The following is a 21207-nucleotide window of genomic DNA, read 5'->3' as shown; positions in this document are numbered from 1 at the left end:
TCACTACGCGTCTTGTGGCGAGAAAGAGCACTCACCACAAGACTTTTAAAGGATATAGCGCATGCACTCATTGCTTCGAGGTCATTCAAAAAGGAAAAACCCCCTTTTTAAATGACCTGTCTAATAAGAATTCAGTTATTTTTTCCTCCTTATTTAATAAAATTATGATAGAATGTATTACGATGGAAACGAGGTGATAAGAAATGCAACCATTAAAAAACCCAGGGTTAGCAGCAGTCCTCAGTGCTCTTTGGTGTGGACTCGGTCAAATTTATAACGGCCAAATCGGAAAAGGAATCATATTTATTATTATTCAAGCTATTAATGGCCTTCTTATGTTTGTTTTAATTGGTTTTATTACAGCACCACTTATGTGGATTTGGGGTATGATCGATGCGTATCGAGTAGCAGAACGATTGAATCGTCAACATCAATCAAGATAGCAAAAGCCTAGTGTAGCTTTCGTGTTGCACTAGGCTTTTGTGCTAAGCTAGAATGATTTGTAAGGGGGCCAATCACAATGAACCTATACTTCCAGAACTACATAACCATAATTAAAACAAATTTCATGCTAATTATCATTGCATTAATGCTTTTATTTGTAACCTTTTTCATTTGGGCTGGCTTACCATTTTTCGTTATCGGAAATACCATAGACCTTTTCACCAATCATGCCATCATGTTTTATGTTAGTATTTCCCTTTCAGGTGGATTTCTATTTTCACTCTATTTTCTACCGATTAATCTAAAAGTGGCGAAAAGCATTGCCGCTATAAAAGAACGTGGTGTAGTCCGCTCTTTTTTGCAAATACAACTAATCTGGGTGTTCGTCTGTTCTGTGCTTTTCGGCACTGTGTTGTATATACTTATTCAATTAGGTTGAACATACCGATGGCTAACATTTACAAATGAGGATAGAAATCTGAAATATTTCGCCACGTTATCTTTGAGTTACTTTTCTTATCCACTAATCAAATGCATACTTACTACTGTTACCTTTAATTTAGAATTTCTCACACATGATAGAATTGATCTGGATATGTTATAAGCTCTTTTTGGTCTGCCTTAGAGATCTGATGACTGATTGGTTTATAGCTAATATTAATAATCCGCTCATTGTCTTTAGTTGAGTATGGTGTGAAATTGTTCGTTACTTCACCGCTCAATCGGTTATCAATTGGTAAGGATAGAGCATGATCTAAATGCGCAAAACCAAATTGTTGTAAGGAAATTTGTCGTATGTTTTTATTTTTTTGATCCTTAAAGTAAATAATAAAATTATTTACATCAAAAACAATACTCCAATACGTAAATGTATGTGGAATCCTCTTTCCAATCCAATTCCACATACCTTGCATCGATGGCTTAATAGATACTTCCTTTAGAATTGAAAATGCTTGTTCGACTGCATTAGGGCTAGGTTTTTGATATACTTGCTCAATCAAACGGTATACCAAAGTAAATCGGTCGAGTGAATTTGTTTTTCTTGATAATTGTTGAATAGACTGGTTCGCAAATTGGTTTGCATATTCAAGTGATCGTTCATAACTAGTGTTCGTAATCATGTAATAGGTTGCCTGGTCAATAACGTTTGCCTTACCATTAATAAACTCAATTAAAACGGTTTCCCCCGTAACGTCACAAACCGTATAATGCAATGTATAAATCGACTTTTCAATCCGAACTTCTTCTAAATGCTTGATAACTTCTTTAACGGTTCCAAAATGATCAAGTTGATATTGAATCCACTGCAATTCGTTTAAACTTGGTCTCTCATCTATTGCTGGTAATTCACCGTCTTCATGAAACATCATGGCGATTGCCAACCCGTTTTCATTCATGCCACTCATTGGCAACTCACGACCAAATTGAGTAAATGTCACATTTCCATATTTAGAAATCCAATGCAACCTTTTCTCCTCTTCTTCAGATAACGAAAATTTACTTAGCCCTCGTGGACTTACAACAATTAACCCATGACCATAGTAAAAATCATAGTTTTGCCCCAATAAGAAATGTTCATTATTTTTCATTGTAAATGTTGTACACATTTCGACACCTCCATACTATGTCTTCTTAAAGCTAAGATAGCAGAGTATGGTAGTATTTTTCTTGACTCTCTTTGCTACTTTGATGTAGTCGTTATGTGATTGAAAAGGAAATTTCCATTTTTGATTTATCATCATATGGTCCTATAAATTCAGCTCCGTACCGTTCTATAATAAACTCATTCGTTAACTTTGCTTTTAATAATGGCATGCGATAGTAACAAATAAAATCATAGGTGTTTAAAACTCTTCCTACTTCATCTTGAAAAAGACGACCTTTATGTGTAAAAGTAACAACTTTCGCATTGTGAATTTCTTTTGTTATCATACCTTCTGGAACGATCGAAATATCTGTTACCTCTACAGCTACAAGTTCTTCGTACGTTGCCATTTCATTTGTTAAACCCAAATCAAAGCAAACACGATACAAAACATCGTTTTTTCTGTTTGTTATTTGATCAACTTGCTGTAAAAAGCTTTCAATAACAGGGGTAATAGTCGATATATTTCCATCATGTGAATAACGTCAAATTCCTATTAGTTTTACTGATAGTGTTTCAATTTTTTCACTGACGCGAACTTGTCCGTTCAAGGCTTTTACTTCTAGAATAATGGAATCGGTATTTATTGGTTTCAACTGGTTGGGGATTTTATAATACGGTTCTTTTCGTAGTCTACCTGGAGTTATCCCAAACATTTTCTTAAAATTTCTCGTAAAAACTTCTTGGGATAAGAAACCATACTTCATAGCAATTGTTAAAATATCATCTTGTGATTGTATGATACATTCAGCTGCTCTAGTTAACCTACGTTTCTTTATATAATCATAGATTGATAGTCCAACAACCGCTTTAAATAGACGATAGAAATGGTATTTAGAAATATGTATCCTTGCAATTGCTTGATCAATATCCATTTCTTCTATATGTTTCTCAAAATCATCTACAAACTTTTGGATATCCTCTAAATAATTCAATGTTTACACTTCCTTTATAAACCGCAATCGGCCTCCATATCGATTCAATCATTTTAGATCGGTAAATTCTATTCAGTTTTTGAAGATACGTCAAACCTATCATAAAAAAGGAACTACATTAAATAATACCAAATATTAAACTTACAAAACGTACTCGTTAGTTGACCAAGAACCCCTTAAATATTTAAAGATTTAATGCAGATTAAGCCCTTATCTACCGAAGTCTCTATACCCAATTTAATCGCCATTTCTCGTTATCCGCTTATGCTCCATCAATTCGCCAACTTCTTCAACTATCCCTGTTCTTTAGTTTATGATAAAGCAATAAATAAACATAATATGAAAGTAAAACCCGATAACGGTGTCATAATAAGTCTCTCTTTTTTGCTCTGTGATATTAGGTTTGCTATTGTATTAACACCGAGGAAAATTGTAATAACCCATACAAGTATATTAGTAGATAAAAAATATGACCAATTTAAGACATTTGTATGTTGGAGAAAAACTAAACCCATAAATAAGAGAATCACAGCATTAAAAGCACTCACAATACGAAATTTTTTAGGTAAAACTTTATAATAGCCACCCATTGCAAATTCACCAAAAGGGTACCCGAGTGAAAGTATCACTTGAAACACTGCAACGGACACAAACAAAATTGCCACAATGACTGATGATATGTAGATAAAATCCACTTCTCTAACCTCCTCACTTTAATTTCTTCTTAAAGTATCCTACTTCTATAGTTTAAACCACACATTTGACTGCTCCCGAAAGTTTGCTGTGTATCCCACTCAATTTACTTCAATAAGAAAAAGTCAGCCTTTTTCTTGAAGATTAACCACCGTTAGCTAAATGTCATTTACTGCTACTTAATCAATGACATTATTCAGTTTCTATATTTTTAATGAGCTGAAAAGCCTCCGGTGGCTGACCATTTTCGAGTCTCTGTCTAATTAATTTAGCACACTCTTCACGACTATAAACGGAGGTATCAATTTCCATGTCATAGACACCAGGTATATGGACAAGTTCTTGCCATAAAACAATTGGCTTTGGAACTTCACCATCATGGTTGTAACCAGCATTCCATGTCTTAATCCTCCGTTCCATAATAATTTCAATCGGGCACCGAACTCCTACGAAAAAAACAGGGAGTCCATCCAATATACGAGCACACTCAGGAAGAATTCTTTATGGAACTGAATATCCGTCATGATGTCCTACGTCAACCACAACATTTAGTCCTAAGCGACTGAATTGTGCGATTGTCTCATACATAGCTCGATACATAATTTTTATAGTTGATTCGAGGTCGGGTCGTTCACCTCCAGGTCGTAAACCGATTCCAGGTTGAAATTGTTTTGGAGTCATCTGCATAAACTGGTCTACACCTAAACTCATCCACACACCTTCAAATGTATTCTGGATTACTAAAGCTATGCTAGACTTCCCTGACCTTGGAGTACCATTTAGAATTATTATTTCTCCAGGTTTATCTATTTTTGGCATAGAGAGATTCCTCCTAAGTCACTCATTTTCACTTATTGAATAAAACTGCTCCGTTCGCAAAAAAGCGACAGCCCTGTTCAGCTATCGCCCCGTTAATTTAACAAGACGGACATCCCCTTTTTTACTTGCTATGTATTTCCTTATTTGCTTTTTCGATAATTGTTTTTATAAATGGTTCTTTTTTCTTTGTGTAGGTTGGTCTATCAAACTGATATTTAGAGGCAAGTTCTTTTTTTAATGAAGCGTACTCTTTTGCTACTTGGGGGTGTAACCTAAGATAGTCCCGAAACAATAATTTTTCAATCCACTCACTGCTATTAAATTCACAGATATGAAGATGACAAGTGCCTTGTCCCCATAATCCCTTCCTAAAAAACCTTCTGTCTTTAAACATTGGTTTTGGAACATATTCATATTCTATTTCACTTAAAGGAGGAACATAGTTAGATACTTCATCTAAATCTTGTATACCTATAATGATGTCAATTATTGGTTTAGCTTCTAACCCCTTTATAGACGTGCTTCCAATATGTTCAATTCCTACAACCCTATCACCTAAAATATCAAGAATTCTTTTTTCCTCAGATTCAAATTGTTTTTCCCAATTTGGATTATATTCACTAAGAATAACGATTGATTTCGTCATATTGTCCCACCTATAAAAAATAATGCTTCTTAGATTTAATTCTATAAAGTCAAACAAAAGCCTTCTCCAAAAATTCCTGAATATATCTCAAATACAAGATTACCAATTTCGCAAGCGTAATGCTCTGGTCCATTGCCATGTTGTTCTTTTTTAAATATAAGTCCGAGAGCTTCATAAAAGGTAACAGATTTTTCAATATTGAGTGAGCTAATTACAACAAGGTTTATATAAATGGACATTTAAAAGATCCTTTAGATTTGATTGCCCATACGTTGACATGAATTCTTTCTTCACCTAACCTGCCACATTCGCATTATAGGTTAGCCAGAATGTTAAATATTTCTGACTGAACTTTTTTATATGTTCTTATTCTATTAGTAGCTAGGGTAGAACGTAACTGCCCCTGGGACATTGATCCCATCAACTAAACCGTTTATCCTCTACTTATAGAAGCAAATTGTTGGCTGGATCGGACGTAGGTCTCGTATAACAAGCGAAGCTGTGATCCTGCAAGATGGAATTAGGGGTACCGTTTTACTTACATCGAAATCGACTCCTTATTTAAGATTATTTATACAATATTCAACATAAATACTCTTTATCCTTCAATAAAAAGATCTCCTGATCCAATTGCAGAAACGCTCCCTTAGTTTGAGTATAATGTTTCACAATCATTTTTTATGAAAAAGCGACTATCATCTGAAGAATCGTCCTCGGTTATAATTTAATTTTGAATTATGTTTAAACCTAAGCTCTTCAACAACGCAAAATACTGGGGACAAGTCCAAGACCAGTCCTCTAGAGAGCTGGTCTTTTTTTCCTTATTGATTAATAATCATATCATGGCGAACTACCCACCATTGTGATAAGTTATCATAAAATGACAAATTTCTAGATTTAAGGAATGATATTAAGCTAAAAACAATAGTTAAAAGGCCTCAGTCCAATGGGTTTTAGGACTAAGGCTGTTCTAATTGATTGTCTATTGTCGATCCTTTATGTCCAACGCACAATTTGATCCATACTGTTTCTTGTTTTGGCTCGTTCGGGCTCTTCATTCCGATATCCAAAAGCGACCATCACGGATGCCTTCAAATTCCCTTCCTCTAACAAACCTTCTTCTTTTAAGATTTGGTCTACTGCAGCATAGTCAAATCCTTCAATCGGACAAGAATCGATTCCAGCTAAAGCAGCGGCGGTCATCATGTTCCCCATAGCTATATAGGTTTGCTTGGCAGACCATTCATACATTAAACGTTCATCTTTCAACAAACCACGCACTTCCTGAACCTCTTTTAATGCACCAGAGATATAAGTAACAACCTCTTGGGGCATTTTTTGCACATTTTTCATTTGATCAATCACATATTCGGAATCATACCTTACATTTGTCCGGGCAAGAATGATCAGAAAATGACTCGCAGTGTCCAGTTGGCCTTGAGCTCCAGGTGAAACTGCTTTTAGCTTATTCCTTAACTCCGGATTTTGTACAACGATAAACCTCCATGGCTCTAAACCAATCAAGCTGGGAGATAACCTACCCGTTTCGAGAATATAGTTAAAATCCTCTTCGGATATTTTTTTGATCGTATTAAAAGTTTTGGTAGCATGTCTAAATTGAAAAGCTGAAATAACGTGTTCTTTGCAAATGGGTACTTTTGTATTCATCTGCGCACTCTCCTCCGTTTTTCATTTTATTGTAGAAGGATCTTCAGAGGTTTTCTACGCTCTAGGAGTAGCGTTAGTATGCAATTGGATACCGGAAAGAAAAGGAAAGGATGGCTATTATGAACTACACAAATGAGATATTGGAAAAATGTGGTTTCACAAGCGCTCAAAAGATATTGTCGGGAAAATGGTCCATGCTGATCATTCTGTTTTTAAGTGAAAAAACGATGCGATTTAATGAAATTCAACGGTTGTTTCCAGACATTACTCATGCAACCTTAACCAAGCAGCTTCGCATTTTGGAGGAGTATGGAATTGTTGTTCGTAACGTATATCCTCAAATACCACCTAAAGTCGAATATTCGTTGAGCGATATCGGAAAAAAAATAAAGCCGATACTAGATTCAATTATGGTTTGGGGGGAAGAATACAAAAAATATAAATAGTTACATTGTTTGAAACAATAAACAAGAGCAATACTGTCTAAACAGTACTGCTCTTATGACAAATTGCTAATTTTGCCTACTCATTATCATTTGTTTTCTATCCACTTTTCTGACAATACCAATAATAAAACGTGTTAACAGTGATTTTATAGTCATACTTAAAAAGGTATGATACCACCCCCATCCCTTTTTCCATTTAATTAAGTTTGTTTTCCTGACTGCCCAATACTCAACGAAAAACATAGGAACAGTAAAGTACAATAATTTATAAAAAATGGCGACAAATTTATCATTTTCAGTGACTTGATTATAAAGTATGGTGAAAGTTGGATATATCAAAAAGTCAAATAGGATATGTGTTTGAAACACTTTAGGGAAAAAACGTACTGGATATTTGACTATTCTATACGATGTAATAAAGTTATCTATAATCCCATTTGTCACGGCATTAAATAAATAAACTATAACCCATTCTTTTATCGGTGGCTTTCTAAATAGTAAAATCATTAAACTAATTAGAGTTACAACAGTTGTCGTTCTTAAAAATAATTTATCAAATTTATTTCCCTTCACTAAGCATCCCCCTTTTCTCTCTTAGAATGCTCTGCATATTAGAAATTTATAACAAATTTAATAATCCACATCTTTAGTTTAACATTAATTTCCTTAGCATTGGCATAACCATAGGCCTTTTTAATCCTCTGTTTTTCATTTTATTGTAGAAGGATCTTCAGAGGTTTTCTACGCTCTAGGAGTAGCGTTAGTATGCAATTGGATACCGGAAAGAAAAGGAAAGGATGGCTATTATGAACTACACAAATGAGATATTGGAGAAATGTGGTTTCACAAGCGCTCAAAAGATATTGTCGGGAAAGTGGTCCATGCTGATCATTCTGTTTTTAAGTGAAAAAACGATGCGATTTAATGAAATTCAACGGTTGTTTCCAGACATTACTCATGCAACCTTAACCAAGCAGCTTTGCATTTTGGAGGAGTATGGCATTGTTGTTCGTAACGTATATCCTCAAATACCACCTAAAGTCGAATATACGTTGAGCGATATCGGAAAAAAACTAAAGCCGATACTAGATTCAATTATGGTTTGGGGGGAGGAATACAAGAAATATAAATAGTTACATTGTTTGAAACAAAAGAGTAGGAGGGGGTGAATAACCCCCGACCTCTTACACCACCGTACGGGCTTCTTCCCATTAACGGCCATTTTATCGAGCAATTCCTGATCTATGATTAATGTTGCTTTCCCATTGACTCGTAATGTTTCACCTAAACCTGGGATAAAAAAGATAAGACCTACTCTTTCGTTTGATAAAATATTACGCATAGAATCCATTCTTTTATTACCAGGTCTTTCCGGTATGATCAACTGTATTTGATTTAACACTTTTACAAAGCCTGCTTGTGTTATTTCAATACCTCACTGGCTAGTTCCAAGAATCATCGTTTTGTAGTCAATCGCAATTTTAGTAGCTTCGTCAATTCATTCTTCAAACTGTTCATTGCTAAGCATTCCTACACCAATTGGATGTACAAATAAGTCTACACCGTGATAATCTTCTCCTTTTATTCGTTGAACGATTAACTCATCGCAAAGAATGTGACCTATTTTCATGCCTTCAACTTCGGCGAAAGCTGTTGTACTATATTTCACACTATCTAATATGATTTCACCCGATCGTAATATGGTTGGAAAATCATACAACATTAGTGAATACAAAATAAGCAATTAACATTCCTACAAGAAAACAAATACTTCTATAGCCACAAATATAGGTCTTTTACTCCACACAGCAATAAACGTCCATAACACAATCCATACCCTTAGATTGGTTGTTACCCCACTAATAAAACTGAAGAACATTCCACTTTCACTACTATTAGATAGAACCGTATCAGAATATTTGGCGATTCTCCCTAATAGAATCCCTACAAAGAAACAAGCACTTATATGCTGGTGCGTTTGTTTTGCAGTATAGGCTTATTTGTTACTCTAGAGTCCTTTATGAAAATTCTCGACACTTTGTCCCCTCTATCCTAACCTGTAAAAATACCTCATTATGGAATAAATACATATTTATTATACATGAAATTTAATCAGACATTGACATCTATTATTACGGTTAACCGCAATACAGATTCTCGTAGATCGTTACATTAGAAGTCCACTGAAAAAGTCCTTTCTAGTAACTCAAAGAAGAGTAATGGCTCCGCTCGATGCGCGCCTTGCTATGAGAAACCGACTCATTTCAAGGCTTTCAAAATCGGGCAACGGCTACGCACATTACTTAAAGGCACTGAAAAAGTGAAAATCACACTTTTTCAGTGCCCTGTTACATGAGCCCTTTTTTGTAAAATTAAATGTACAAAGTCCAATCCATTAAAAGAAAAGAACATAAATTATAGTAGTCCTCTCCACAGAGGAAATATAACAAACTCAGAAAGGGGATTTATCATGTCACAAAATTTAGGGCTTGAAAACCTTCTAAAAGATCTTCTTGATAAAAAGAAGGACGACAAATGCCCGGACGACAAACGCCGGGACGACAAATGTGGTGTAGAACAAGTTCTTAAAAACCTTCCTCCAAACTACCCAATTGGTGGTGTCTTTGTAAAAGGTAAGCTCATTCCAGTAGCTGTTTTCTCAAACATTTGTGATTGTCTTGCATACTTTTTAGATGAAGAATGTCAAGTTGTTGTGCTAGAAGTTGATAAAATTACTGGTATCTCGTTTGGCGAAACACCAGACCCACATTAATCTTTTTATAATAGAGACTGTTCAAAAAGGATGGTTTTTCCGTTTTTTGAACAGTCTCCAAGCAATGAGCGTAGTCGCTACATCTTTTAAAAGTCTTGTGGGGGGTAGTTTTCTCCCCACAAGACTAGTAGTGAACGGAGCCATTGCCACTTTTTTCAGAGCTTTTTGAACAAGTTCTAATAGGGGAAAGAGACTATCTTTCCCTCATTTTATTCTATGTCCTCATTGCCCCAACGTACGCCGTCAATTTTATTTACATGTAATGAATTAATGTTATCCTCATCTGAAAAATGGACCAGCTCTCCTTCCGTATTTAAAAAGCGTGTAGTGGGAACAGAACAGCCATTAAGCATTACTTCATACACGGGATAATTTGCTGGTAATGACTCGAACACTTTTTTAAACGGACTTACGTTTGAAAGTATATTTACTTTCTTTTCGAGTTCTTTTATTCGATTTCTTTGTTCACGACATTCTTCTATTAATGCTTGAAGTAATTCTCTCTCCGAAATATGATTGTTCCTGTTTTTCGTTTGAACAAATTGTTGTAATTCATTTTCTAATTGAGTCATTACATGACAATCATTATCGTGTTCAGAATAGTAAAAACTTTGATTTGCCTTCATGTTATCGTTATTTACGAGATACGGTAAGGAATTAGATCGTTTTTTCATAACATTTTGCTTCTCCTTTCTACAATTTTGAACGCTTAACCATTATGGAAATGGTGAGAGATGCTAGTTTGTTGTACCTTTCACATTCAATCTAATGACATATGATAAAGTATCTTTTTTAGGAAAGAGGTGAAGAAAATATGAGTCACGGCTTTGAGTGCCATTCATGTGGCAAATTCCGAAATGACTTTTTCTCACGTTGTTCTTGTGGAATAGACTTCCGTCACCATGATTTCCACAGAAGACATGATTGTCGTAGTTTATGTGATTGCAAAAGGGATCATTTCAGAGATTGTCAATGCTTCGATAGACATTTTAGAAACAGAGACTGCGACTTCAGACATCGTGATAGATTTTGCGATGACAGATTTAATATTCGCTTAAGAGGTTTAGAAGGTGGCTTTGCTTTCAGATTACGTCAGCTTGTCGGTTGTGTAGTTAAATTGGAAGTTGAATGCGGTGATGAGTGTAACATATTTACAGGGGTTATTTGCCATGTCGGAAGAGACTTTATTGAAATTGAAAAAATAGATGAAGATAGAAGACGCCGTAGAGATTGCCGTTGTACGACTCGACATAGAGAAAAGGACCAAAAAACTGATTTCGTAATCATCCCTCTAGATGAAATCAAAGCAATTAAAGTAATAGACGATAAAAAGCACTGTTAATGAATGTAGAATAATTAGTGTGCTTCCAAATGTAGGCACACTGATTATTCTTTTTCATTCCTATTTTATCCTTCTCGTTTTTTTCCTAGCTTCCTTTCTAATTTTCAGCAAATAAATATCTTCCAAATTCATTACTATTTTTCTTCTACGCATAAATGTTAACTTATCCGCATTAATATCTATAAGGCTTGCTCTAATAAGGTTTCTTTTCATAACGATATAGACTCGTTTACCTAAATGGAAGCAAAGGAAGGTATTTAAATCTAATCCGAAAAACAACTGAATTAATTCTGGTGATTGACCAACGGTTGCCCCAAAGTCTAACGTTATTGCCCTCCGAAGGCAAGGATCGAACATGGGATCGTGCTCATGCTCTTTCTTATGAAACTCTTCATCATGTTTTATTGAACATACATCTTCTAATCGAAAAACTTTAAGAAAACGTTCATCCTCTAATAAGACAAAATCTCTTCCGACTAAACATACGAACCCTTGAACTAATTTCTTCCTGCCTTGTTCTTGTTTAGCAAGCTCAACCTTAATAAACTGTCCTTGCAAACCTTCAAAAGCTTGCCGTAATCTCTCCTCCTCCTGAGCGTCCGCGTCTCCCTCCTCTACATTTCTTCTTGCTAGAGCAAGACTTAACAATAATTCATTAGCTGCTTCAATTCTTCGCTCTAAATCTTCAAGTTCTTCCGGAGGTAAGCACGTATTTGGCGACGGAAATTTCGGTGTCGGAATTCTCTCTGGACAGCATTCTTCAGGGATACAGAAGTCATCTGGCGCATCTGCAGGTACAAAAGCGGGACAGCGAAATTCTTTACAATGATGTTCGCTCATTTATTCCACCTCCTCTATATTGCAAGGTAACTCTAAAATTGGCGGAAGATGAGGCTGAGGTTTACCGTGAACACGAATAATTCCCCACATCCCTAATTCAATATCCCAACGGATGTTCCCTGATCGGTACATATAATCTCCGGGAATGTTGTATAAGCCACCAGCTCCTCCGACGAGACGTGCATCAAGCTTGTGACCGATAATATTTTGGCCTTCTACCGAACGTAATCTCGATTCTACATCTTCTCGATCCCTTTTCCAATAATGTCCATGAAGATGGAACGTATGGGATCGTCTTCGTTCTGCAGGCACGACTAAACGAACGGTTGTCGGGTCTCCTGCATATGCCTCAAATACAGGAGTAGAAGGGTCACCAAATGTTTTCGAACTTGCCCAATCCTGGATTATAAATTTTTCCGTATAGCGATTAATGATACGTTCTGTTCTATAATTAAAGCCTCTCGATCCTTGATCATACGTATCCACTTCACCTGGATCGATTTCTTCAATTAACCCATCTGGCGGATCAAAAATTAATTGCCCGTTTTTATCTAATAAACGTACACCATCATGCATTAGGAGGACAAATTCTCGGAAATCCGGTAATAGTGGATTAGCGATAATAACATTTGCTCCTGATTTGACAGGCTCTAACGTATGTGGATCTAAATAGATCGATCCTCTCGGCTCGGCAATAAATGCCCCAAATGCACCGTGATGACGGTGATTTCTAATATCTGCCATATCCCATAAATTACAAGCACCAAAGGCTTTATCAACGTACCAACGATACGTAATCGATTCTCCCGGTCCAACTGTTTGGTCTGGATTAAAACCGACTGTTTCTCCACTCGACGTTTTTATATCAAAGTCGATTAAATTCGGATGAAGCGAAATACGTGGAGATGGAGGATAAAAGGCTGGTACTTTTACAGCTGGGTAGCCATGTATTCCATCTTCAGCATGAAACAGATTAGGATCAAGTTTGTTTAATAGGTTGATCTCAACACATTCACCAGCATTTGCCCGAATGACTAGAGGCTCAGGATTTATTTTCCCTGATAAAATGTCTTCCACATCTTCTGCTAAGGCAAAGACAATGCCATATGGGTCATGGTCTCCATATTTGTTATACTCAATACACGCTTGAAAAGCGACAACATTAAACCTGCGTATAATCGCTCCATCTGGACATACACAACCATCATCGATCGCTGGATCTGGCGGACAACCTGTCACGATAGGGAGCGGGGTCTCTCTTTCCAGTGGCAATGGCTGATCAGGTAAAGGGATTAAGTCATCTACCTCTTCTTCATAAGCTCGTAAAATACCCCACGTCCCGATCCAAAGGTCTTCGACATCTTCAAACGCCCATAAATAATCACCTGATCGTGGGATAAACGATTCAAACGTAAACGATTCCGATACTCCTAGATGCTCTTGGTTTTTTTCATTTGAATCTAGATCACTACGTTCTTCATTCCAGCGAAGTCCATGGGCTACAAAGCTATGACTTTCTTCATGAGCTCCTTGTAAAATTCGAAAACGAATTGGATCACCCTCATAGGCTAGAAGCAATGGTGTTATCGGGTCCCCGTGTACCGTTGAACTGAAGGAATAAGCAGGATCACAATCTTTATCTAGACGAAATTGCAATGGCTCGTTTTTGTAATTGACACCAAATACACCTGGATCATCTTGAGAGCCAGGAAATGGCGGAGGTGCAATCGGACATTTATCTTTATCAAACAGTAATGCAAAGTCATGAATAAATAGCGTATAATCGCGATAATCTGGTATAAGAGGGTTCGTTACGGTTACTTGCGTTCCGTAGTCTAATTCTTCCCCAGTAGAAGAGTCAAACACAAACGAAAAACGCGGAAGGATATTAATAGAACCAAATAAGCCATGCTGTTGGTGCACCGAGGCAAACAAATGATCATGGAAAAACGTTGCTTTCAATTCAACATCGGCAAACCATTCATAACGAATTGTTTCGCCTGGTAGAACACTACTATCATAATTCCAGCCTACATTCGCGGCATCCGATACGAGTACGTCAAATTTGACAAAATGTACATGCATTCCCGCTTCATAGGTTCTCGTGACAAGTTGAAAAGCGTCCCCTTCAAGAATATTTGGAAGACGATTGGTGAAATTCACGCGAATACATGAACCAGCTTCTGCTTGCAAAACAAGAGGCTCCGGCTCTTTTCTTCCTGCCAACACATCATCAACGTCTTCATCTAACACGTAAATTCGTCCTTTTGGGTCATGCCAGCCTTGACGGTTATAAATAATAGGGAGCTCGATTACCGAAACGTTAAATTCTTTGACGACAGGGTTCCCAAGGCAGGATTCAACAAATACCGCTCCTGGTCGAGCAGTCGGAACCGCTGCATTTTCTTCTAATTCCGTCATTTCTCTCCCACCAACAATGCCAAGCGGTGGTCTTGGAGCTTTACAACCAACTTTTCCTGGAATAAAGTTAGGAAATCCAGGACACTCTAGCGTTGGCTTCGGTGGACACGGACGATCTGGCAGTGGTTGTAACGGCTTTATTGGGACACCGTTCGGATAACATTGGGAGCCATCTTGTAAGGTGTCGAAAATGCGATTAATATTCCACATCCCATCTTCAAAATGAGGATATAAGTGGCAATGCATAATCACATCACCTATAGCTCCGTGTAAGCTTCCTAGACCATACAGAGGTTCAATTGTGTATTTATTTTGTGGGCTAATTGCTTGAGAATCTTTTGTAAAAGAATCAACATCATTTGGATTAAACAACCATTGATGGACGTGATAATGAAAGACGTGTGTTTCTTTTACACCGCCATGCACTAAACGAACTTTGACCGGATCGCCAACATATCCTCTCATAATAGGCGTTGCCGGATCACCGAATACCCACGAGTCATGGTGAACTTCTTCGGAATCACAATCTGGACAAACAACACCCTCTTCTAACAAGCGGGCTCGATTGAGTAACGGCTCTGAGCGATAATTAATCGCATGAACTGATTCTGCGGGCTGACCTGTCATCGGGTTTATCCGTTCATTTCCCGTTAAATCATCATTTTCAGGTTCATCATGAAAATAATAACCATATTCTCTAAACGAAGGTAACATTGGGTGGTGAATATCTGCAATCGCACCACTATTTATCGGCCCACCTGTTACAGGATCAGTCCAAGTCGATCCTCGATATTGAACAAAAATCGCCCCAAATAAGCCATGAATATTTGTACCTAAATCTTCGCCATCAATTGGATTAGCGACATCTGAGAAATAATAAATTCCTTCCTTATTAGCCTTCAAACAATATAAAATTTCCCCACCAGGGGGCACTGTTGTATCTTCATTAAAGCCAACATTTGCACCATCAGAAGTCATAACATCATAGTCTGCTTCTTGGAAATGCATAGAGGAAGGTGTTTTTAATTGATTTTCGAAAAGAATTTCGATTTCATCACCTTCGTTGGCGCGAATTGCCAGCGGTTCGACTAAGTCGACAGGTGTAAATGGATTTTTTTTAACGAGCTCTCTAACTAGCTCTTCATTTTCTTTTAGAACATACATTCGTCCATCCGGGTCATGATCACCAAAATTGTTATAGACAATTCTGATCGGGATCGCAACGACATGGTATCGTCTAAGCATGTTTTTTATTCCCTTCTTTCATTTAAAATTCAGGAATTGTTGGCCAACCATCTCCACGTTCAATATAAAAAACCTGCATCGTATCAATGTTAATTTGCCAAATTCGATTTTCTAACTGTTCAATTTGCGTCCTTTCCACATCCATTATTATTTCGCTACCAACAACATCTAAAATGACACCAATATACATAAACGGAAATTGTGGAACGAGAATAAACGCTCGATTTCCAATGTAACGTGTAAATTCTTCAGCTATTGCTTCTATTCGCCAATCATAAGGGATTTTGCTTAACTCATAGTTTGACATATTTGTCTCTCTCCTCCCGGAAGATAGTCATTACAATATCGGTATTCTAGTCGTTGGATCAAAACGGGTCATTCCAACAACTTTTTGAATTGGAAAGCTAAGCGGCGTAGGAAATTGGAAAAATGGAGCATTAGGCATTTTAATAATGACATCCTCTAACAAAATGGAACCCACTGTTACTTCAACGATTCTCCCAGTAAAGATTGGACGAAATACTTGACCTAAAATATTTAGTTGAGATGCCTCTAGAACGATTAAAACATCCTCACCAATTCGTTCTCTAAATAGATCAATTTCATTTAAACTCGAACCCAACGTGCTTCGATAAGAGCTTTCTTTATTATCTTTCGATTGTTTTGTTACTGGATCTGTTTCTTCCACATTTTCTGCTGTTATTGGATCGAGTTCATCGACATTCTCGTCCTCTGTTTCCGTTGTTTCAGGATAAGTTTCATGTACACGTTTGCTCTTACGTTCGATGATGATTGGTCGTATCTTCTTTTTGCTATTATCCATATACTATTATCCTCCATTTCACCTTATGGATTATTTGACCTCTTCTTCCTCAATAAACCGGTTAATATATGAAAAAACCTTACTGTTTTAATAAGCGTAATATCCGACAGTAAAATCGATTGACTACCTTTCAATCCGTTAATTTCAACTTTTCCATCGTTCGAATGAATAATCTTACCGATGTATTCCATATCTTCTGTCATAATTTCAACACGCGTATCTTTCCAAGTTTGCAAATTGGTTTCTAACGTCTCTTCAAAAAACTGTTGCAGTAAGACATCCTTTGAAATGACTGTTTCACTAAATCGAGTAATTAATTTTTTACGTAATTCCTCATCATAAACAAAATGCTGGTGAGAAGATGAAACCTCAGGTAAACCGTATGGAACCTTGGCAGATTCAATCCTCCAAAAAGGTATCCAAATCCGATCCCTCAAAGACGTGACTGTCACAAAATTACGACCGATTGTGTTTACTTTCCCTATTATTTGAAGTGGCTGCTCTCCTAAGGTGTATATCTCTATTTGTTGGTTTCGTTTATGCTTAAAGAATTTTCTTAAAATCATTGCTTTTTTTCGATCCGGTAATGCTTTGGATAGGTTTAGCAAGTTCGTTCGGTGCATATATTGTTGGACCATTTTCAATTCTTCCGTAGGTAGTTCACTAGCTGGTGACGTTAGTCCTTGCCCATTTTTAAGACTAACGATATTTTCAGCACTTTCTTTTATGTCCTCTTTTTTTCTTTGTTCCCAAAGTTTCTTGGAGTACTCATCTAATCGGATATTAGATCTTTTCATTCTATCCTCCTTTCAGTCCTTAGGTTCATATCATTTTATCTAAACATATGCCCTCTTCAATCTTTTAGGAATAAAATCTCGAATTTTGGGCTTATACAAAAAGCAATTTATTTAATAACTATTGGAAAAAGCTACTTCTAATCGAGGCAAATATTCATATTGTAAAAAGGGAGGTGTTAACATGACTTCATTCATTTTATGGCTGCTTTTTTACGTGAACTTTGTTTTGATTGGAATTACATTTGGCTATTTGTATAACAAACGTAAGCTAATTGGCTACCATTTAGGGATGAATCTAGCAATGACACCAACGGGGCTTATCTCAATTGTAACGGGATTGATTCTTATTTATCATTTCCCTTTCCATTTTACGGAAATAACGATTTTTACAACGATTATTGGAATAGGCATTGGGGTATTGTTCGGTACCTTAGTCGAGTATCAAACGGTCATTATGGGGATCACAAGTGGTGTGATGAGTGGTATTATGGCACCTATGATTGGTGATATGGCACAGCATAGTTTGGTATTAATTGGTTTTGCTCAGATAATTGTCTTTATTGTAATGGGCATGCTTTGTTACTCATTAAGATCTTAAGCTCGGATTATGGGGTGAGGTTTTGAATCGATATTCGTTTATCCTTTATTTAATACTTTTAATATTTTTGTTTTGTTTACCAGTACAAGTCTTTTCTCATGCTATGATTGAAGAAACATTTCCTCAAGCTAAGGAAGAGGTAGGAACAGAAAAGGAAATCGATACGAAAGAAGAAGAGGTTTCTATTTTTAATATCAACAAACTTATTACAGTCGTTAAAGCGATAGAAACGATGACGTTAATCGGTTTAGCTGGGTTCTACTTTTTTATACATTGGATTTTAGGCGAGAAAACCCCACCCCAATTACAGAACCCACTTACCCCCAAAATGGAGATCTCATTCTATATTAGTGTTAGTATCATTTTTATGATGACAAGCTTCAGTCAGCTTTTCCTTCTAACTTATTCTTTTATGGCTAGTCCTTTTAGTCTCGTTGTATTTTTGAACATATTTTCAACTATCGCTTTCACATTAATGGGATTATTTATTTGGATTCGACCGTTAATAGTATGTATTTTGATTTTTGTTATACGAAGAAAATATCCTAAATGGACTCATCTCATTGTGCTATCGTCTATCATACTAACATTTTCATTAACCGGTCATGCTGTCGTCTATCACTCCATCCTTTCTCACTTTATTCACTTAAGTGCAGCAGCCATCTGGTGTGGCGGACTAACTGGTTTCATTATTTATACTTTTTCACGGGAACCATCCTATCTTAAATTGATTTTTATTCAGAGATGTATAACACGTTTTTCATCATATGCGTTAGTTATGTTTATGATCGTCATATTTTCGGGAATCATCATCAGTTTTACGTACTTACATAGTTGGGACATGATCGTTTCTACAACATATGGAAATCTACTAATCTGGAAAGTAGCACTAACCAGCGTCATTTTTTTGATTGCTAGTTTTCATCGCTTTATCTGGTTACCATCATTATATAAAATAGAACAACAACAAGATAAAATTAACCAACTTAAAAAATTTGTATATATTCTCCGACTAGAGATCGTTATATTATGGATCATTGTCATTATCGCTGGAACGCTTTCAACCACTCATTTACCAGAAAACCATACACCAAATGATGTAAACAGACATGAAGATCATCAGCATTGATTTGATCTATTAGGTGAGAGCAAAATAAATTGGAACTCACATTATCCTTTAGTCATATCATTCGTTTTTTTTACCTTTTGCAAGACAAAGAACAACATGTCGATATTAAAACCTCTTGCATGCCTTTAGAACGTACTTATCCTTTTGTTTTTTATAAGATTCCTCAATGACATCTCTATTCATTCGTTACGTATTCAATTCCAACACCGCAACATTTTCAACCTGTGCCGTCCACGGAAACATATCAACTGGCTGAATCGACTTCACTGCATAGCTCTCTTTGCGTAGCTCCTCAACATCCTTCGCTAATGTCGCAGGGTTACAGGAGACGTATATCACCTTTTTCGGTTTTACCTTCTTAATCGTTTGCAGAAGCTGCTTGTCACAGCCTACTCTCGGTGGATCGACGATGATCACATCAGGCTTCCAACCTTGCTTAATCCACTTAGGTAGTAAATTCTCCGCTTTCCCTACTTCATACGTCAAATGATTACATCCATTTTCCTGTGCATTCGTTTTTGCATCCTCAATCGCCTCAGCTATGACATCCATTCCTCTCACTTCAGCAGCTTGATCGGCAATCCATAACCCAATCGTTCCAACCCCACAGTACGCATCAACTACTTTTTCTTTACCGGTGAACGCTCCAACTTCCTTTACTTTGTTGTATAGCTTTTCCGTTTGAAGCGGATTCAGCTGGAAGAACGCTCGTGCTGATAGCACAAACGATGTAGAGCCTAATGTCTCAACAATCGCTCGATTTCCAGAAATAACCGTCGTTCGATCACCGAAGATGAGCGATGTTTTCTTTTCATTCACATTGTGAACAATTGATTTCACTTCGGGTAAGCGCTGATTGATTTCCGCAATGATTGCTTCTTGCCTCGGTAAGTCATTCGTTTTCGTCACGAGAACGACTTGAATCTCTCCTGTCTCAAACGCTACTCGTGACACGACCGAACGGATCGCTCCTTTATGCTTGCGCTCATCATAAATCGATACGTTTAAATCTGTTAAAATTTGCTTTACAACTTTAGTCACACGATTAATCGCTTCATGCTGGACAGGACACTCAGACAAATCAACAAGCTCGTGAGAGTTTCGTGCATATAGACCCGCTCTTACGAATTGTCCCTCCTTTTTCACCTGCATTTGACTTTTATTTCGATAATGCCAAGGGTTGTCCATTCCAATCGTCGGTTGAATGTTCAGCTTATCGATATTCAGCTTTGTATGACGCTCAAACGCTTGTATGACAATACTACGTTTTTCTGCTAATGTCGCCTCATAATTCATATGCTGCAGCTGACAGCCTCCACATTTTTCATAGACGGGACAGGGCGGATCAATGCGTTCACTTGATTTTTTCCTTGTTTTTAATACTTTTGCCTCAGTATAACGAGGATGAATCACCTCAGCCTCTGCAACTACCTCCTCACCAGGTAGCGCGCCTCTTACAAACACAACCTGCTTCTTGAAATAGCCGACACCTTCTCCATTAATCCCAAGTCGTTTAATCGTTAACGGAAACTTCTGCCCTTTTTCCATTTGATTAGACTTTATGTTTTGACTTTGTCCATGTCTCTTCATCCTACTCAACTCCGATCACACAATTCTTCTTATTATAGCATAAGAAGTCGACATCATTTAAAGCTATCAGCATAGGTCAAATGAAAAGAGCATGATATTAACTTAAGCCTGCACCTATCTCCGGTTTGATGCACATTTCTCCTCTATACTCTCACAATCCTGCATCTATCTCCTGTTTGGTGCACAGTTCCGCTAAGAGCTAGGAATGAAATCCTTCCAATTTTCTATGAACTCAGTTTACTTTTCTTCTACAGAAAGGTGCCACTTTCTATATATCTACGAAATCTTCCTAAACTTACTAGACCTCTTTCCTCTTTACCTCTGATAAAATAGATACAGCAGAAACAAATAAA

The 21207-nt window shown here is 36.9% G+C and carries 24 protein-coding genes and 2 pseudogenes; 8 read left to right on the top strand and 18 right to left on the bottom strand.

Annotation, left to right across the window (positions count from 1 at the left end; translation table 11 throughout):
- Positions 1 to 203 precede the first annotated feature (203 nt).
- Together MW695_RS14025 and MW695_RS14020 are read left to right on the top strand one after the other, a co-directional pair.
- Positions 204 to 443, top strand: a complete 240-nt coding sequence (locus MW695_RS14025; RefSeq protein WP_247105980.1) for a hypothetical protein — start codon at positions 204 to 206, stop codon at positions 441 to 443.
- A 77-nt stretch (positions 444 to 520) separates the two neighbouring features.
- Positions 521 to 883: a hypothetical protein gene (locus tag MW695_RS14020; protein WP_247105979.1), complete on the top strand. Its 363-nt coding sequence runs from the start codon at positions 521 to 523 to the stop codon at positions 881 to 883.
- 130 nt (positions 884 to 1013) lie between these two features.
- Here the strand turns inward: MW695_RS14020 and MW695_RS14015 are convergent, their stop codons facing one another.
- From MW695_RS14015 to MW695_RS13980, 8 genes and pseudogenes are all read right to left on the bottom strand, one after another.
- A complete protein-coding gene (locus tag MW695_RS14015; protein ID WP_247105978.1) occupies positions 1014 to 2051 on the bottom strand; it encodes a linear amide C-N hydrolase in 1038 nt (345 codons plus the stop codon).
- Between the two features lie 91 nt (positions 2052 to 2142).
- Complete coding sequence (locus MW695_RS14010) at positions 2143 to 2544, bottom strand: GyrI-like domain-containing protein (protein ID WP_368859660.1); 402 nt, start codon at positions 2542 to 2544, stop codon at positions 2143 to 2145.
- 30 nt (positions 2545 to 2574) lie between these two features.
- Positions 2575 to 3024, bottom strand: coding sequence for a helix-turn-helix transcriptional regulator (locus MW695_RS14005; RefSeq protein WP_247105976.1), 450 nt, complete (start codon positions 3022 to 3024; stop codon positions 2575 to 2577).
- Between the two features lie 311 nt (positions 3025 to 3335).
- Positions 3336 to 3719: a hypothetical protein gene (locus MW695_RS14000; RefSeq protein ID WP_247105975.1), complete on the bottom strand. Its 384-nt coding sequence runs from the start codon at positions 3717 to 3719 to the stop codon at positions 3336 to 3338.
- A gap of 190 nt (positions 3720 to 3909) precedes the next feature.
- Positions 3910 to 4536, bottom strand: a pseudogene (locus MW695_RS13995) (chloramphenicol phosphotransferase CPT family protein).
- Positions 4537 to 4657: 121 nt separating this feature from the next.
- On the bottom strand, positions 4658 to 5182 hold the full coding sequence (locus MW695_RS13990) for a GrpB family protein (RefSeq protein WP_247105974.1): 525 nt from the start codon (positions 5180 to 5182) through the stop codon (positions 4658 to 4660).
- Between the two features lie 41 nt (positions 5183 to 5223).
- Positions 5224 to 5421: a VOC family protein gene (locus MW695_RS13985; RefSeq protein WP_247105973.1), complete on the bottom strand. Its 198-nt coding sequence runs from the start codon at positions 5419 to 5421 to the stop codon at positions 5224 to 5226.
- 757 nt (positions 5422 to 6178) lie between these two features.
- On the bottom strand, positions 6179 to 6850 hold the full coding sequence (locus MW695_RS13980) for an NAD(P)H-dependent oxidoreductase (protein WP_247105972.1): 672 nt from the start codon (positions 6848 to 6850) through the stop codon (positions 6179 to 6181).
- Between the two features lie 119 nt (positions 6851 to 6969).
- Between MW695_RS13980 and MW695_RS13975 the strand changes: the two genes are divergently transcribed.
- Positions 6970 to 7296, top strand: coding sequence for a winged helix-turn-helix transcriptional regulator (locus MW695_RS13975; protein ID WP_247105971.1), 327 nt, complete (start codon positions 6970 to 6972; stop codon positions 7294 to 7296).
- Positions 7297 to 7362: 66 nt separating this feature from the next.
- On the opposite strand, the gene MW695_RS13970 is transcribed toward MW695_RS13975, so the two are convergent.
- Positions 7363 to 7869 carry a CBO0543 family protein gene (locus MW695_RS13970; protein ID WP_247105970.1) on the bottom strand — a complete coding sequence of 169 codons (507 nt, stop codon included), beginning with the start codon at positions 7867 to 7869 and terminating at the stop codon, positions 7363 to 7365.
- Positions 7870 to 8102: 233 nt separating this feature from the next.
- Here MW695_RS13970 and MW695_RS13965 point away from each other — a divergent pair, with 233 nt between their 5' ends.
- Entirely contained in the window at positions 8103 to 8429 is a 327-nt protein-coding gene (locus MW695_RS13965; RefSeq protein ID WP_247105969.1) for a winged helix-turn-helix transcriptional regulator, read from the top strand.
- Here MW695_RS13965 and MW695_RS23225 read toward each other — a convergent pair.
- Together MW695_RS23225 and MW695_RS13955 are read right to left on the bottom strand one after the other, a co-directional pair.
- A pseudogene (locus MW695_RS23225) lies at positions 8321 to 8710 on the bottom strand (pyridoxamine 5'-phosphate oxidase family protein); the annotation flags it as partial. The gene MW695_RS13965 and the pseudogene MW695_RS23225 overlap by 109 nt on opposite strands.
- Positions 8711 to 8794: 84 nt before the next feature.
- Positions 8795 to 9019 (bottom strand): hypothetical protein, encoded by a 225-nt coding sequence (locus MW695_RS13955; RefSeq protein ID WP_247105968.1) that lies wholly within the window; start codon positions 9017 to 9019, stop codon positions 8795 to 8797.
- A 747-nt stretch (positions 9020 to 9766) separates the two neighbouring features.
- Between MW695_RS13955 and MW695_RS13950 the strand changes: the two genes are divergently transcribed.
- Positions 9767 to 10069, top strand: a complete 303-nt coding sequence (locus MW695_RS13950) for a hypothetical protein (RefSeq protein ID WP_247105967.1) — start codon at positions 9767 to 9769, stop codon at positions 10067 to 10069.
- Between the two features lie 209 nt (positions 10070 to 10278).
- Here MW695_RS13950 and MW695_RS13945 read toward each other — a convergent pair whose 3' ends face one another.
- Positions 10279 to 10743 carry a hypothetical protein gene (locus MW695_RS13945; RefSeq protein ID WP_247105966.1) on the bottom strand — a complete coding sequence of 155 codons (465 nt, stop codon included), beginning with the start codon at positions 10741 to 10743 and terminating at the stop codon, positions 10279 to 10281.
- Positions 10744 to 10989: 246 nt separating this feature from the next.
- On the opposite strand from MW695_RS13945, the gene MW695_RS13940 reads away from it, so the two are divergent.
- The gene (locus MW695_RS13940; protein WP_247105965.1) at positions 10990 to 11127 is read left to right on the top strand and encodes a hypothetical protein; all 138 of its coding nucleotides are present in this window, start codon (positions 10990 to 10992) and stop codon (positions 11125 to 11127) included.
- 344 nt (positions 11128 to 11471) lie between these two features.
- Here MW695_RS13940 and MW695_RS13935 read toward each other — a convergent pair whose 3' ends face one another.
- The 5 genes from MW695_RS13935 to MW695_RS13915 are packed head-to-tail and all read right to left on the bottom strand — an operon-like array spanning position 11472 to position 17537.
- A complete protein-coding gene (locus MW695_RS13935; RefSeq protein ID WP_247105964.1) occupies positions 11472 to 12251 on the bottom strand; it encodes a hypothetical protein in 780 nt (259 codons plus the stop codon).
- Complete coding sequence (locus tag MW695_RS13930; RefSeq protein ID WP_247105963.1) at positions 12252 to 15917, bottom strand: multicopper oxidase domain-containing protein; 3666 nt, start codon at positions 15915 to 15917, stop codon at positions 12252 to 12254.
- 22 nt (positions 15918 to 15939) lie between these two features.
- Positions 15940 to 16224: a hypothetical protein gene (locus MW695_RS13925; protein ID WP_247105962.1), complete on the bottom strand. Its 285-nt coding sequence runs from the start codon at positions 16222 to 16224 to the stop codon at positions 15940 to 15942.
- Positions 16225 to 16254: 30 nt separating this feature from the next.
- Positions 16255 to 16740, bottom strand: coding sequence for a hypothetical protein (locus MW695_RS13920; protein ID WP_247105961.1), 486 nt, complete (start codon positions 16738 to 16740; stop codon positions 16255 to 16257).
- Between the two features lie 23 nt (positions 16741 to 16763).
- Positions 16764 to 17537 carry a hypothetical protein gene (locus MW695_RS13915; protein WP_247105960.1) on the bottom strand — a complete coding sequence of 258 codons (774 nt, stop codon included), beginning with the start codon at positions 17535 to 17537 and terminating at the stop codon, positions 16764 to 16766.
- A gap of 181 nt (positions 17538 to 17718) precedes the next feature.
- On the opposite strand from MW695_RS13915, the gene MW695_RS13910 reads away from it, so the two are divergent.
- Together MW695_RS13910 and MW695_RS13905 are read left to right on the top strand one after the other, a co-directional pair.
- Complete coding sequence (locus MW695_RS13910; RefSeq protein ID WP_247105959.1) at positions 17719 to 18135, top strand: hypothetical protein; 417 nt, start codon at positions 17719 to 17721, stop codon at positions 18133 to 18135.
- A 103-nt stretch (positions 18136 to 18238) separates the two neighbouring features.
- A complete protein-coding gene (locus MW695_RS13905; RefSeq protein ID WP_247105958.1) occupies positions 18239 to 19264 on the top strand; it encodes a copper resistance D family protein in 1026 nt (341 codons plus the stop codon).
- Between the two features lie 186 nt (positions 19265 to 19450).
- Here the strand turns inward: MW695_RS13905 and rlmD are convergent, their stop codons facing one another.
- Entirely contained in the window at positions 19451 to 20854 is a 1404-nt protein-coding gene (gene rlmD / locus MW695_RS13900) for a 23S rRNA (uracil(1939)-C(5))-methyltransferase RlmD (RefSeq protein WP_247105957.1), read from the bottom strand.
- Between the last annotated feature and the right edge of the window lie 353 nt (positions 20855 to 21207).

Source organism: Halalkalibacter sp. APA_J-10(15) (assembly GCF_023017105.1).
GTDB lineage: Bacteria > Bacillota > Bacilli > Bacillales > Bacillaceae_D > Halalkalibacter.
This window is presented reverse-complemented; position numbering and strand designations above follow the sequence as displayed.